Source organism: Janthinobacterium sp. HH106, from assembly GCF_001758725.1.
Lineage (GTDB): Bacteria > Pseudomonadota > Gammaproteobacteria > Burkholderiales > Burkholderiaceae_D > Janthinobacterium.
In genome coordinates, this window is the sequence record NZ_LRIC01000026.1 from 43,613 (window position 1) to 58,458 (window position 14,846).

A 14,846-nucleotide genomic window follows, 5' to 3' on the forward strand; every position below is an offset into this window, starting at 1 on the left:
AGGAGAAAATCATGGGGTTTGCAGAAAAATTCATCGCATCGCTGTCGTCGCAGAACCTGCGCGACGATGCCGTCCACCACGACCTGGACGTGATCGCGGCCGCGGCGCTGGCCGGCGACATGGGCGCCTTGCTGTGCCGCGTCAAATACGCGGACGGCACCGTCAGCCGCTTGTTCGAGGGCAATGCCGGCAACCTGGCGCAGCTGCTGCGCACCTGGACGGCGGCCGTGACGCAGAAGGGCCGCGCGCGGCGCTGGGTCAAGGCGCAGACGGCCTGGGATGCGCAGGCCGCCAATACCTTGTACCGCCGCGTGGCCGAAGCGTCGCTCGCGCATTGGCTCGACAGCAAATGCAAGGTTTGCCACGGCACGGGCGTCGTCGCCGCCATGCAGGCGGGCGCACCGGTCGTCTGCAAGGCGTGCCACGGTGCCGGCGAAGCGGCCATCAGCTGCTCCGGCGGCTTCGAGCTCGAACGCATCAAGGATATGGTCAGCGAGCTGGAAGGCATCTTCCAGTCGCACGGGGCCCGCGCCATGCGCCGCCTGGGTCACTGAAAAGTTTTTTGCAATATGCCTGGCGCTGAAAAAAATGCCCCTACAATAGAGTCTCGATCACGCAGCAACAGCAACACCGGCAACACCGCAGGACCACATGCTTCTCCACTCGTAATAGACGCGCTTTCGGCGCGACACCGATAGGGGAAATCAGCGCAGCGAACGGCCTTTATGGCCCCTTCGCCCATCTTCCGTCCGGCACGGCCCCGCGCCATCCGTACGCCAGCCCGCCGCCTCACCGCGCGCGGGCTTTTTCGTTTCATCTCCCATTTTTCAGTTTCTCCCACAAGACCGCCCCGGCGGTTTTCATCCCACGAAAGGTATTACTTATGGCATCGACAGCAAACGGCATCGACAGCTTGATCGTTATCAGCAAACAAAGCGCCGAAGGCAGCAAGGCCGCCGCCGGCGGCGGCCAGATTTATCCCCGCGTCACGGCCACCTTCGACACGGAAGCGGACAAATATGCGAGCGCCGAGATCGACGCCAGCCAGCAACAGGGCGATACCCGCCTGGGCAATTTCCGCACCACGGGCGCCATCAAGGCCGAAGCGGCGTGCGGCACCTACGCGCCGCTGATGGCGGCGCTGCTGCGCCGCGACTTCACGGCCGGCGGCGTCGCTGCCGCGCAAACCACCATCGCTGCCGCCGCCTCCGGCCTGACGCGCAGCGCCGGTTCCTGGCTGGCAGAAGGTTTCCGCGCCGGCAGCGTGGTGCGCATCACCGGCATGACGGCGCCGGCCGCCGCCAACAATGCAAAGAACTTCTTCGTCACGTCGGTGACGGCGACCAACCTGAATGGCCAGTTCATGGACGGTTCGGCCATGATCGTCAAGGCGGCCGGCGACTCGGTCGGCGTGGCGGCCGTGGGCAAGCGCAGCTTCACCCCTTTGAGCGGCCACACCACCGACTGGTTCACGGCCGAAGTGCAGGACCCGAAGATCGGCGTGCACCGCAGCTTCGTCGACCAGCTGGTCAGCAAGATGGACATCGCCGTGCAGCCGAACGGCATCACCAGCCTGGACTTCACCCTGATGGGCAAGGCGGAAGGCCCGACCACGGCCGTGCCGTACTTCCCCACGCCGCTGGCCGCGCCGGGCACCGGCAAGTTCTCGGGCGCCACGGCGATGCTGTCCGTGAACGGCATCCCGTCGCAGATCTGCACCGGCATGTCCGTCTCGCTCGACGGCCAGGTCAAGGTCGACCCGGTGATCGGCTCGAAGTACTCCACGGCCACCTCGCGCGGCAAGGTGATGGGCTCGGGTCAGTTCACGGTGCTGCTGCAGGACGCCACCTACCTCGACTACTTCAAGTCCGAGATGGAAATCCCGCTGGCCTACGCCATGGCGTCGGGCACGGCGCCAACCGCCGACGTGCTGGCGCTGGCCATGGGCCGCATCAAGATCACGTCGGCCAAGATCGACGACGGCGAGAAAAACAAAATCGTCACCTGCGCCTTCGACGTCCTGCGCTACAAGGGCACGGATGCGCAGCATGAAGCGACCACCTTGAGCATCCAGGACAGCGCGCTGTAAGCGGCTGACGCTTGCTACGGAGCCGCCGTGATGGCGGCCTTTTACTTTTTACTTCATACAGAAAGCAGCACACATGAACAACGCACAAAAAATCCAGGCAGGTTTCGACATCGGCAATATCCACGCGGCTGCCACGCCCGTCACCTTCGACGTGCCCGTTATCTTCGACGCGGACGGCGAAGCGGTGGCCGGCCTGACCATCGTCGGCAAGAACAGCGAGCAATACCGCCTCGCCAACAACGCCGTGCGCGCAGAAGGTTATAAAAAATCGGCGCGCCGCAAGACGGCCATCGATGCCTCCACCGACGAAGGCGCGGAACTGCTGGTGCAAGCGATCGACGGCAACCAGAAACGCTTGGCCCTGGCCGTGGTCACGGGCTGGTACGGCTTCACCAGTAACGGCGCACCAGTGCCGCTCGATGCTGCGCTGCTGGAAGCGGCCTTTGAAAAATACCCGACCTGGCAGGAAAAAGTGACCACGGCGCTGGAAAACGAGTCGAATTTTTTGAAACTCTGACGGCCAGCCTGCTGCGCTACGCCGGGCACCAGTTCGAGCGCGGCGCGCGGGCGGCCGATGGCCATGCCAAGGGGGAGCATATCGATGCGGCCCGGCGCCATCCATTGTTCCGCGCGCCGCCCGAGGAAGCTGCGTCGCCCATGCCGTTCGAGCTGGCCCACGTGTGGGAATGGTTCGCGCAATTGAACCGCAAGCGGCAGAACGGCATGGCCGTCAATCCCATCGCCAGCACGGAAATCCTCGCCTGGCAGGCGCGCCACGGCATCGCCATCGAGCCGTTCGAGCACCAGCTGCTGGACCAGCTCGACGCGCTGTTTTTGTCGCACCAGCATGCGGCGGGCTGACCCGCATTTTTCAACCCGGCCGCCATGCGCGGCTTTTTTTATGGGCCAAACATGCCAGAGATAACTGAGTTAAAGATTGCCGTGAATACGGCGGAGATAAAGACGGGGACGCAGGCGGTGAATGACCTGGCTGCCGCCAGTAAACAGACAGGCGAACAGGCCGAGCAAGCCAGCACCAAGTTTCGCAACTTCGAACCACGGGTGCGCGCGCAGGCTGAAGCGGCCCGCATGGCGACCGAGATGAACGTTGCCATGGGCAAAGGTGGCAGCGATGCTGCGGACGGCTTGCTCAAGGCAATGGAGGCGGTCGATGGCTTTGCCAAGGCCTCGGCCAAGATCGGTGCAGGGGGATTGAACGCCGACATCGGGCAAATAAAGGATGGCCTGGGCGAGATGGCCAATGCCACCGGCTTGACGGAGCTGGCCATGAAGCGCCTGGGCGCGGGGCCGCTGCTGGTGCTGCAGATGGCCGCCGACGTGGCGGCGTTCGTGGCGGAGGCCTTCGTGCAGGGCCAGCTGGAATCGGACAAGTTTTCCCGTGCGCTGGAACTGACCGGCAATGCCGCCGGCATCACGGAAGGTCAGTTCAACACCATGGTGGCGTCGGTCTCCGATGCCAGCCAGGGCGGCCTGGGTGATACGCGCGTGGTCTTGCAGACTCTGGTGGAAACGGGGCAGTTTACCAGTGAAGCGCTTAATTCCGTAGGTGCCGCGGCCGTCACGATGGCGCAAATGAATGGCCAATCGGCCGGCGCCGTGGCTGCAGACTTCGCGGCGATGGCCGATGGCGTGACCAACTGGGTCGATACGCACGATAAGAACTACAACATCCTGACGGGCGCGCAGTATGCGCATATCGCCGCGCTGGAAAAGGAAGGCAAGACGCAGGAAGCCATGGTCGTGGCGAGCGACTTGATCAACGCGGGTCTGCAAAAACGGGCTGAAAAGCTCAGCATGATCGGCACCTTGCTGCAAGGCAGCAAGAATCTCTGGTCCAGCTTCATGGATGGCATGCGTTCCATCGGACGCGAGGAGACGCCGGAAGACGAAATTGAAAAAATCAAAAAACGCACGGCCGACGTGCGCCGTACCGGCCAGCTGGTTCCCGGCACGCACCCGGCGGCACGTCTGACTGGCGAGCAGATGCAACAGTTCGAGCAGGAGCAGGCCAAGGCGTTGGCAGTGGCAATGAGCAAGCAGACGCAGCTGGAAGCAAAGGCGAAGGCTGATCAGGCGGAATCGAAACGCAATGCCGACTCGAAGCAGGCTGTGAAGGACCTGGACGAAATGCAGAAGCGCTATGTCACCAAGGCGGAACGTGAGAGCGCGGAAATAAAGAAGCTCGAGGAAACCTTGGCCAATGCCAGGGCCGGCGGTGTCGCCGTCTCTCCCGAAAAGGAGAAAGAGTTGCGGCAGAAAGTGCACGCCTCGTTTGCGGGATCTGCCAAGGTTGCCGCGCCCCCTGCGGCTGGCTCGGATCCCCGCGACGCCGTGCTGGCAGGTGAGCTGCAGGCGATACAAAGCGCATTGCGCATCAAGACCGAAGGTTATGACCAGCAGGCCAAGCTCGATGAAGCGCGCCGCAAGGGCGGCGCCTTGAGCGAGGATGAGTTTTTTGCGACCCGCCGCATGGCCATCAGCGCGCGTGGTGCGGCTGAGGTGGCGGCCTACCAGCAGCAAGCCGACGTATTAAAAGGTTTTCAGGCGAAGACGGCGCAGGGCCGCCAGGAAAACGCCAACAAGATCGCCGAAGCAGGCGCGGCGCAGGTGCGCGTGCAGCAGCAAGTCAACGCCGATCTGGCGCAACTGGAGGAAACGGCGCGCCAGGAAAAAGAAGCGGCGGCGAAGAAACGCGATGAGGAGGCCAAGACAAAAGAGACCAAGAACCGTGCCGATGCCAAGGCGGCGGATGAAAAAACGTGGAAAGACATGGTCGATGGCGCCAAGGCCATGGGCGACGCGCTGGAAAAAGCCTTCGGCAAGGCTGGGGCCGCGGTAGGCAAGCTGGGCACGGCCTTTGCCGATTATCAGAAGGCCCAGCGTGATGTTCAGCGCACCTTGGGAGAAGGGCTCAAGGACGCCGGCAACGATGAACCCAAAAAAGACGCTGCGTATGCGAAGGCCCGCGAAGATGGCGCGCAGGCGCAAATCAAGGGCTATCGTGACATGGCGGGTGCGGCCAAGGGATTTTTCAAGGAAAACAGCGCGGGCTACAAGCTGATGGAAGGGGCCGAAAAAGCGTTTCGGGCGGTGGAAATGGCCGGCCAATTGCAAAAACTGGCCACCAGCCTGTTTGTCTCGGGTTCGTCCGCCGCTGGCGTGGTTGTCGGGCAGGCGACAGAGACCGGCGCGGTAATGGCTGGTCAGGCCGCGCAGAATGCGGCCAAGGTACCCGGCGTGTTCATGTCCTTCATGAGCTCCATGGGGCCGTGGGGCTATGCTGCAGCGGCAGCGGCGATTGCCGCCGTGCTGGGCGGCGCCTTCAGCGGCGGCGGTGGCGGCGTCGACACGACGGCCAAGGATCGCCAGGCCGCCAACGGCACTGGCACCGTGCTCGGCGATTCATCCGCGAAATCGGCGTCGATCGCCAAGAGCCTGGAAATCATGGAGAAAAACTCCGGCCTGGGCCTGGCGTATTCCTCGTCCATGGTGGTCTCGCTCAAGCAGATCGTGTCGGGGATCGGTGGTCTGGGCAGCTTGCTGGTGCGCTCGGACATCCTGACGTCCGCATTGGGAACCAAAGGCAGCTCCAGCGGCGGCTTCATCGGTAATGTCGTCAGCAGCATCTTTGGCGGCAAGACCACGGTGCAGGATGTGGGCATCGTGACCAACTCGTCAAGCCTTGGCGCGCTGGAAAAATCCGGCTTCAATGTGAATTCCTATGTCGACATCAAGAAGCCCGGCGGCTGGTTTTCCAGCGACAAGAAGTCCACGAACCTCACGGCCATGGGCGCAGAAACGAACGATCAGTTTACCAAAATCGTGCTGGGCCTGCGCACGAGCATCGTTTCGGCTGCCGACTTGCTGGGTATTGGCGGCGATGCCTTCACGGCGCGCTTGAATTCCTTCGTCGTCAGCCTGGGCAAGATCAGCCTGAAGGATTTGAAGGGCGAAGAAGTACAGAAGGCGCTGGAAGCGGCTTTTTCGAAGCTGGGCGACGACATGGCCAAGTTCGGCGTGGGCGGCCTGGAAAAATACCAGGCCGTGGGCGAGGGCTATCTGGAAACATTGGCGCGTGTGGCCAACAACTACATGCAGGTGACGGACGTGCTGGCCGTGTTGGGCAAGTCGTTCAACAGCTCCGGTCTTGCCGCCGTGGCCCTGAGCGAAAGCCTGATAAACGCGGCTGGCGATCTCGATACCTTGACCAGCGGCACCAGCTTCTTCGTGCAGAACTTCCTGAGCGAAGCCGAGCAGATGGATCCCATCACCAAATCGGTGCGCAGCGCGATGGCGGCGATGGGACAGTCCGGCGTGACGACGAGCGAGCAATTCAAGGCGCTGGTGCTGGCACAGGACTTGAACACGGCCGCCGGCCAGAACATGTATGTGCAGCTGCTTGCCATCGCCGAGCCGTTCAAAAAGGCGGCCGACTATGCGGCAGACCTCAGCGCCGCCACCGGCGAGCTCGCCGAAGTGAGCAAGACAGCCAGCAATATCGCCAGCGAGCGCAAGGATATGCAGCAGCAGTTGAACGAATTGACGAAGACGGAAGCGCAGTTGCTGGCGGCTCAACGCAGCAGCGTTGCCGAAGTCAATCGCGGGCTGTTCGACCAGATCCAGGCCGTCAAGGCGGTGACCAGCGCGAAGGATGCGCTGGCCAAGGCCTACGAGACGGAATCTACGGCGGCCAAGTCGGCGCTGGAGAAATCGAAATCGTGGGTGACGACTTTGAATGGCCTGAACTCCAGCATGGCGCTGGGCGCCCAGTCGACGCTGACGCCGGAGCAGAAGTACGCCGAGGCGCGGGCGCAGTTCGAGAAGACACTGGCGGCGGCGAATGCGGGCGACGCGACGGCGCAATCGGGCTTGTCTGCCGCCGAACAGGCGTTTTTGACGGCATCGCAAGTGGTCAATGCGTCCGACGCCCGCTATGCGGCCGATTATGCCCGTGTGGTGGAAGCGAACAAGGAAGCATTGAAATGGGCGGCCGCGCAGGTCGACGTGCAGCAGGCCAGCCTCGATGCGCTCAATGCCCAGGTATCGGGCTTGATCACCATTAACGACAGCGTGCTGACGGTGGCGCAGGCCATTGCCGGCTTGCGGGCGGCGATGGGCGGTGCGGCGGATCTGGGTGTACAACTCGGTAATCCTCCCGTCATCGCCGCACTGGCCGCGATGACTTCCCCTGTTGCAGCGGCCGTCTTCGACCCCGTGCGCTACTCGTCGTCGGCGAACGTCGGCTCCGACGTCCTGGTTGCCGAAATCCGCGGCCTGCGCGAAGACAACCAGGCCATGCGCGTGGAGCTGGAAGGCTTGCGCGCCGACCAGCGGGCGCAAACGGGCGCCACCATCCAGGCCACCTTTGAATCGAACGCGAATGCCGCCAGGACGGTGGTCGATGGCGTGGATAAATCGTCCCGGGCATCCGCCTGGGCCAATGCGGTGAAAGGAGAATACGCATGACTGATGCGCAATTTCAGAAATGGCTGCAAAGCCCGTCGGCCATCCGCATGGTGCTGATCGAGGCGCAAGTGAATGTAGCCGGCAGCGAGGTGACGCGGTATATCGCTTCGCGGCCCTATGTGACCGGCCCGCAGGAGGTGCCGGAAAATACCGCCTACCTGCCGCTGGCCAAGGGCGGCCTGGCCTTCACGGAACAGGTCAGCCTGTCCGGCGAGGCGGGACTGTCGGGCGGCGATATCGAACTCGATAACGCCGACGGGGCTCTCGATGGTTGGCTGGATGACGTCTGGATGAACCGGCCGATCAAGGCCTGGGCCGGCGATCCTTCCTGGCCACGGGCCGACTTCCAGCTGGTCTTCGACGGCATCATCGCCGACGTGGCCAGTGCGGGGCGCGAGTCGGTCAACCTGGTGCTGCGCGACAAGCTGCAGCGCCTGAATACGCCGATCTCCGAAACCAAGCTGGGCGGCACGACGCCCAACAAGGACGCCATCCTGCCGATACCGTTTGGCGAGTGTCACAACGTGGCGCCCTTGCTGATCAATCCCGCCACCCTGGAATATGGTTTTCTCGGCGCGGTCGAGTCGACGTTCGAGGTGCGCACGAACGGCAAGCCGATTGCCGTGGGCTTGAATGACCAGACGGGGCGCTTCAAGCTGACGACTGATCCGTTTTCCACCACGATCACGGCCAGCGTGCAGGGGGACAAGGGCGGCGGTTATGCGCCGCGCATCGCCCCGCTGGTGCAGCGCATCGCCACGGCCTACGGCAAGGCGGCCGACCGTTTTACCGTGGCGGACCTGGATATGGACAACCTGGCTGCCTTCGATGCGGCCCACCCGCAGCCGGTGGGGCTGTATGTTGCGGACCGCACGAACCAGGCGCAGGCCATCCAGCAGCTGGCGGCGAGCGTGGGCGCGCAAGCGCTGATGTCGCGCACCGGCCAGCTGCGCCTGGTGCAGATCGCATTGCCGGCCGCCGGCGTGCCGGTGGCGATCGGTCTGGAGCAGATGCGCGAACGCTCGCTGCGTCCCGCTCAGCGCTTGCCCGTGACGGCGGCCGTGAAGATCGGTTTCGACCGCAACTACACGCTGCAGGCTGGCCTGATGACCAGCATTCCGCCCGCGCATGCGGATTTGTATGCCACGGAATGGCTGACCGAAACGGTGGTCGATGAAGCCGTGCGCACACGTTACCGCCTTTCCGACGACCCGGCGCAGATCGATACCTGCCTCAAGACGCGGGCCGACGCCCGCGCGGAAGCGCAACGGCGCCTGGCCTTGAACAAGGTGCCGCGGACCATTTACGAATTCGATGGAGAACCCGAAATGATGATGCTGGAACTGGGGCAGCCCGTACAACTGCGCGCCGAGCGCTTTGGCTTGCAGGATGGCATGCCGGGCGTGGTGGTGCTGCTGTCGCGCTTCTGGCTGACGGGCCGGGTGACGGTGGGGGTGCTCGTATGAGCGCGATTGTGGGGGAGCGTGACAGGTTGATCATGAGTACCGTCCGCGCTTCGCACCGGCCAACGACCGCGTGCTGCTGCTGGCGGCGACTGCACAGGCGTTCAAGGTGGCCGCCACGACTATTGCCGCTCCTGCCAGCATCGATTTCACGGCTGGCCTGGTGAACATGCAGGGCCAGGTGGCGTTCACCGCCAGCAATGCCAGCGTGCTGACGCGCGTCGGCAACGTGGCCAGCCTGGCGTATGCCGGCATGGTGGGCGACAGCGTGACGATCACGGCGACCATTGTGGCTGACGGTTTGACCTACACGGCCAGCCAGACGGTGAGCAAGATTTTCGACGGCGTGACGGGCAATTCTGCTCGCGTTGCCTACAGCAAGACTACGTTGCTGTCGCTGGCCAGCGCCCCGGCGACGCTCAGTACGCAGGGCGATGCATCTTTCCCGCCAATTGACACCTGGGGCGCAGGCACGGTGTGGGAGGGTTCGCCGCCGCTGTTTGGCGCAGGTGAATCGTTGTACCGGTCCGATGGTATTTTCAATCCGGCCAGCGGCACGACCAAGTGGGCGGCGCCGTATCTGAATGCGCTGAAGGTGGGGCAGTTGAGTGCGATTTCCGCCGATCTCGGCAAAGTTACTGCCGGCGATATTTACAGCGCGACGCTGCACGGCGGTAGTGGTTATCCCAACAATGCCTATGCATGGCCAAGCAATGGCGGTAGCGGTTTTCATCTGAGCGAGAGTGGATTGCTGTTTGGCAATCCGGGCCTGGGAAAGTATGTGCAGATCGATGCGGCAGGCAATATCTATGCGCCTGGCTTTTCCATCATTAATGGCCGCGCCGTTTTCAGCGGCAATCTGGACAGTGTCGATGGGAGCTTCACCGGTGAGTTAAAAGCGGCGAAGGGCAGCTTTGCCGGTGTGTTGGATGCAGCCAAAGGAAAATTTTCCGGTGAGCTGGACGCTGTGAAAGGTACATTCTCTGGCGATCTTTCGTCTGCACGTGTGTCTGTTGGCACTGCCTCCGCTGCAACGGCATTTTTCGAACCCGGTTATCCATCGATTTCCCTGCAATCGTCCGCATCCGGAGTATTTGTTGAAGCTTCGTCGCTCAATTCTGCTGCCGTATTTACGAATCTGGAAGTGCTGTTCAAGCACAACGCTCCAGGGTGGCCTGCCGCGCTCCGTATCCGCTCTGGCAGAGTCTTTTTTTCAATCGTTTGCACGGCGGTGGTCGACGATCAACTGAGCATCTGGTATCGCATCAATAGCGGGAACTGGCTCTGGTTGAGCGGAGTCCAGGAGCGGCAGGATGGCGATGCTCCTGCCGCAACGGTCTACGGACTTACCTTGGATATCAACGTGGGTGACACCGTGCAGTTCGGTGTTTCCGGCACCAATGCATACCTTACCGCTGCGAATATGGGCAAGCTTTATGTTAAACAATGTCAGGCGATTGTGATCGCAAGGAATTTTTAATGGGAACAATAATTATTAACAGTGACGGCACTCAAACAAACGAGCGCACAGGAAAAACGATACCGCCCCAGCCCAGCGAATATCACGAATATGATGTGGCGGCAGACATGTGGATAGATGCAAGAACGCTGGATGGCGTCAAAGCGCGCACTTGGGATCGCATCAAGGCGGCACGCTGTATGGCTGAAGCTGCGGATTTCGCGTGCGATGGCGTCGTGTACCAGGCAGACAAGGATCGCATAGTTGGTGCGACGCAGCTGGCCCTGATGGCGCAGGCTGCCGGCCGGCCATACAGCATTGACTGGACCTTATCAAATAACACCCACCTGACGCTCGATGCTGCCGGCATGATCGCCGTTGGCGCAGCTCTGGGGGCGCAAGTTGCCGAGGCATTCGCCATTGGCCTTCACTTGCGCCAGCAGATCGCGGCAGCGAATTCCTTTGAAGAACTTGAGGCCATTGTTTGGCCAGCGCGGAGTGACGTATGAACAACTTGCGCATCATCCATGACAACGCCGGCGACCGGGCGGTGCTGACCGCGTCCAGCCAGGCTGGCGCGCTGGGGCCGGCCAACCTGCAGCACGAGGGCAAGTATGACGTGCTGCGTTCGCTCGGTCAGGCCTTGACCATTACGGCCACCTGGCCCACGCCCGAGATCATCGGCGGCGTGGTTCTGCCATTTTGCAACCTGACGCCGACGGCGACGATTCGCGTGCGCGGCTACGTCGAGCCAGGGGATGCCGTACCCGATTTCGATATCGGCACCGTGCCGGCATGCGAGTACGCGCGACTGGGCATGTGGAACTGGGGGGCGCTGCCCCTCGGTGTGAATGCATTCAGCTACGGAGGTGGCACGTATGGCCGCAGCTGGTTCCAGATGCGCAGCGTCAAAAAACTGGTGATCGACCTGGTCGACCCCGACAACCCCGCCGGCTACATTGAGGCTGCGCGCCTGGTGGCCGGCGCCTGGTGGAGCCCCGAGCAGAACGCATCTTACGGCGCCGGCGTCACGCCAGGCGATACCAGCAGTCAGTACCGCAATGGCGCCGGCGAGCAGAAAGTCGAGCGCGGTGCGTTGTACCGAAAACTGTCGATTTCTCTCGACCACATGACGCCACTGGATCGAGCCGAGCTGTGGCGCATCGTGCGCGGGAATGGTCTGTCGCATCCGCTATTTGTCAGCCTGTTTCCGGACAGCGACGACGTCGAGCTCGAGCAGACTCACCAGGTGTATGGGCGCCTGGCCAACTTGGCCGCCATCACCACGCCATCTTTCCAGGCATATACCACTACCATTGAAGTCGAGGAGCTGTAATGACTGATGCTTTTAAATACGGCCAGCAGGATCTGATCTATCAGCTGAACCAGTTGGCCAAGGCGAAGGATATTGTTGATATCCCGCAGAATTCCGCGGCGGCGGCCGCGAGCGCTGCTGCTTCGGCGGCTGCAGCCGCTGCGGCGGCAGAGTCGGATGGTACTGCTGCCATCGCTGCCTCAAAGGCGGAGGCAGCGCTCAAATCGCTTGAAGTGCGCTATCTTGGCGCCAAGGCGCTTCCGCCGGACGTTGACAATAATGGCGGTGCGCTGCTGGCCGGCGCGACCTACTGGGACACGGTGCTGAACGGCGGCTGCCTGCGCGTATTCCAGGCTGGCGCCTGGGTGACGATTCCGACGAACGTGGCGTCGCAAGTTGCAAGCACGCCGGCGGGTGGCATCGTTGCGACAAACGTGCAGGCGGCTCTGGCCGAATTGGATACCAAAAAAGCGGCACGCGCGACGACGCTGGCTGGCTATGGCATTACTGACGCCCTGCCGGGCTCATATGTGCCGACCTGGGGCAGCATTACTGGTAAACCACAGTTTGCGGCGGTGGCCACGTCAGGCAGCAAAAACGATGTGGGCCTGAGTAAAGTGGACAATACAGCCGACGCGAATAAACCGATCAGCCTTTTGCAGCAGGAAGCGCTGGACCTCAAGGCAAATGCAGCGTCCCTGGATAAAGTGAGCAATACATCTGATGCTAACAAACCCGTGAGTATTCTCCAGCAGGAGGCAATGAATTTACTGGCTCCGAAGTCCAACCCTTCATTCACAGGACCAGTGCGGTCGACTGTCGGGTACCTGATCGGTGCCAGCGGGTATGGCCTGTACTCGCCTGTAGCAGGCACACTGTCAATGATTACAAATTCGGTTGAGCGATTCCGTGTAGCGGATACCGGGGTGATGACGTTCAGCAATTTAGTTTCAGTAGCGATGAATTCTCCTACGTTGACGGTAACATCCGGGGGGTCAACTGAAATTATCTCCCAGGGACAAAACGGATACGGCGTTTTCTCTGCGAAGGCCTCGGGCCTGAATCCCTCAATATGGGATTCGTATAACGCCAATGGCCTGTGTGGGCGGATGTTATGCAATAACAGTGCCGTGGATTCTACGTTCGCATTTCAGTTGCGAAAAGGTGGCGTGTTAAGCGATATCGTCGCCATTAATCCGCAACAGTTGTACCCAACGTCAGATAGCGTGTTGTCCCTTGGCGCGCCCGCATCCAGATACACCACCGTATATGCCGTTACAGGCGCCATCAATACCTCGGACGCCAGGATGAAGACACCTATCCGCCCAATGACAGACGCTGAGATCAGTGCGGCGGAGACCATCGCTGAAAGTGTCGGCACTTACAAGTGGTTGGAGTCGATCCAGGCCAAAGGGGCGGATGCTCGCCGGCACGTCGGCGGCACGGTCCAGGGCATCATTGCCATCATGGAGCAGCATGGACTCGATCCGTTCGAATACGGATTCATCTGTTTCGACCAGTGGCAGGAGGAGCTGGGTTATCTGCCGGCCGTGCCCCCTCAGCCTGCTTTTACCGATGCCGATGGGAATGTCGTTGTTCCTGCAGCTGAGGCCGTGGAGGCAACGCAAGTGGTCATCAGGGAGGCAGGTAGTCTGTATTCCCTGCGCAACGATCAGCTCAATCTGTTTATCGCCCGTGGCCTCGTGGCTCGTATCTCCAGAACAGAGGCGCGCCTTGCTGCGCTCGAGGCGTCCTAGTCCATATCATTCATCGTCACCACAAACCCGCTTCGGCGGGTTTTTTCATTTCCACCACCTGAAAGGCAACCATGGCCCTCGAAACCACCGCCGCCGGCGGCGCATTGATCAAACTGTTTGGCGTGCCCGTGCTGGCCGGCGCCACCGCCACGTCGCTGGGCTTCATGTTCATGTGGCCCCAAACCACCAAGGAGGCATTTATTCGTTTTTGTTCCAGCATCATCATTTCCACCTTTCTCGGCCCCGTGCTGGTGGCCGCCGTGCTGTCGTGGTGGCCCAGCCTGTTCGACAGTGCGAAAACCGTGGCGGGCCTGTATGGCGGCGACCCGGCCACGGGATTTTTATTTATCGCCGCGCCGCTGATGGTGGCGGCCGGCTTGCCTGCCTGGTGGGTACTGGGCGCCTGCGTGCGCTGGTTCGACAAGCGGCGCGGCAAGGATATCGGCGAACTGGCGGCCGATGCGGCCGCTGCCGTCAAGGATGTGCGGGGCATGCTGTGACAGGCGCGCAATTGATGCAGATCATGCCGTTGGCCGGCCGCCGCGCTACGCTGTTCCTGGCTCCGCTGAATGCGGCGATGAGCGAGTTCAGCATCGATACGCCGCTGCGCCAGGCGGCGTTTCTGGCGCAGGTGGGGCACGAATCGGGACAGTTGCGTTATGTGCGCGAGCTGGCCAGCGGCACTGCCTATGAAGGACGCGTGGACCTGGGTAATGTGGTCGCTGGCGATGGCGTGCGCTTCAAGGGGCGCGGCTTGCTGCAGGTGACGGGGCGCGCCAACTACGCGGCGTGCGGCGTGGCGCTGGATATCGACTTGCTGGCGGCGCCGCAGTTGCTGGAGCAGACGACTTTCGCGTGCCGCTCGGCGGGCTGGTTCTGGCAATCGCGCGGCTTGAACCGCCTGGCCGACGCGGGTGACCAGGAACGGGTGACGCGCCGCATCAACGGCGGCGTGAACGGCCTGGCCGAACGCCTGGCCTTGTACCAGGCTGCGCGCAAGGTGCTGGCATGAAGCCGTCCTGGAGCATTGTGGCCATGCTGCTGTTGCTGGGGGCAGCCGTGTTTTGCGCCCAGCGCTGGGGCCGCGAAACGGGCCGTGCCGCGTGCGCGGCGCAAGTACTCGAAGTGCAAGCCGTATTGCGGCGCCAGAGCCAGGCGCTCGACACGATGCGGGAAGAGGGCGCACGCCGGTCGGCGCGGGTACGCCAGGCGCTGGCCACGGCGCACACCGGGCAGGCAGAGGCGCAAGCGGCGGCAGCGCGAGGATGCGCGCCAC

At 62.3% G+C, this 14,846-nt stretch carries 13 protein-coding genes; all 13 read left to right on the forward strand.

Going from position 1 to position 14,846, the window contains the following annotated elements; genetic code table 11:
• Nucleotides 1-11 precede the first annotated feature (11 nt).
• Nucleotides 12-554 carry a zinc finger-like domain-containing protein gene (locus tag JAB8_RS12020; RefSeq protein ID WP_070289664.1) on the forward strand — a complete coding sequence of 181 codons (543 nt, stop codon included), beginning with the start codon at nucleotides 12-14 and terminating at the stop codon, nucleotides 552-554.
• A 329-nt stretch (nucleotides 555-883) separates the two neighbouring features.
• Nucleotides 884-2,089, forward strand: coding sequence for a phage tail tube protein (locus JAB8_RS12025; protein WP_070289665.1), 1,206 nt, complete (start codon nucleotides 884-886; stop codon nucleotides 2,087-2,089).
• A 73-nt stretch (nucleotides 2,090-2,162) separates the two neighbouring features.
• Nucleotides 2,163-2,606 (forward strand): hypothetical protein, encoded by a 444-nt coding sequence (locus JAB8_RS12030; RefSeq protein ID WP_070289666.1) that lies wholly within the window; start codon nucleotides 2,163-2,165, stop codon nucleotides 2,604-2,606.
• 104 nt (nucleotides 2,607-2,710) lie between these two features.
• Entirely contained in the window at nucleotides 2,711-2,950 is a 240-nt protein-coding gene (locus tag JAB8_RS12035; RefSeq protein WP_139143023.1) for a hypothetical protein, read from the forward strand.
• Between the two features lie 51 nt (nucleotides 2,951-3,001).
• Nucleotides 3,002-7,576 carry a phage tail length tape measure family protein gene (locus tag JAB8_RS12040; protein ID WP_175445188.1) on the forward strand — a complete coding sequence of 1,525 codons (4,575 nt, stop codon included), beginning with the start codon at nucleotides 3,002-3,004 and terminating at the stop codon, nucleotides 7,574-7,576.
• On the forward strand, nucleotides 7,573-9,042 hold the full coding sequence (locus tag JAB8_RS12045; protein WP_070289669.1) for a hypothetical protein: 1,470 nt from the start codon (nucleotides 7,573-7,575) through the stop codon (nucleotides 9,040-9,042). The genes JAB8_RS12040 and JAB8_RS12045 overlap by 4 nt, the downstream gene beginning before the upstream one ends.
• Before the next feature lie 70 nt (nucleotides 9,043-9,112).
• On the forward strand, nucleotides 9,113-10,519 hold the full coding sequence (locus JAB8_RS29060; RefSeq protein ID WP_070289670.1) for a hypothetical protein: 1,407 nt from the start codon (nucleotides 9,113-9,115) through the stop codon (nucleotides 10,517-10,519).
• Entirely contained in the window at nucleotides 10,519-11,007 is a 489-nt protein-coding gene (locus JAB8_RS12055) for a DUF4376 domain-containing protein (RefSeq protein ID WP_070220928.1), read from the forward strand. The genes JAB8_RS29060 and JAB8_RS12055 overlap by 1 nt, the downstream gene beginning before the upstream one ends.
• Nucleotides 11,004-11,834 carry a hypothetical protein gene (locus tag JAB8_RS12060; RefSeq protein WP_070289671.1) on the forward strand — a complete coding sequence of 277 codons (831 nt, stop codon included), beginning with the start codon at nucleotides 11,004-11,006 and terminating at the stop codon, nucleotides 11,832-11,834. The genes JAB8_RS12055 and JAB8_RS12060 overlap by 4 nt, the downstream gene beginning before the upstream one ends.
• Nucleotides 11,834-13,570: a tail fiber domain-containing protein gene (locus JAB8_RS12065; protein ID WP_070289672.1), complete on the forward strand. Its 1,737-nt coding sequence runs from the start codon at nucleotides 11,834-11,836 to the stop codon at nucleotides 13,568-13,570. The genes JAB8_RS12060 and JAB8_RS12065 overlap by 1 nt, the downstream gene beginning before the upstream one ends.
• Before the next feature lie 71 nt (nucleotides 13,571-13,641).
• A complete protein-coding gene (locus JAB8_RS12070) occupies nucleotides 13,642-14,070 on the forward strand; it encodes a hypothetical protein (RefSeq protein WP_070289673.1) in 429 nt (142 codons plus the stop codon).
• A gap of 14 nt (nucleotides 14,071-14,084) precedes the next feature.
• Nucleotides 14,085-14,582: a glycoside hydrolase family 19 protein gene (locus tag JAB8_RS12075; protein ID WP_070289677.1), complete on the forward strand. Its 498-nt coding sequence runs from the start codon at nucleotides 14,085-14,087 to the stop codon at nucleotides 14,580-14,582.
• The coding region (locus JAB8_RS12080; RefSeq protein ID WP_139143024.1) for a hypothetical protein at nucleotides 14,579-14,846 on the forward strand (268 nt) is incomplete at its 3' end. The genes JAB8_RS12075 and JAB8_RS12080, both read left to right, overlap by 4 nt.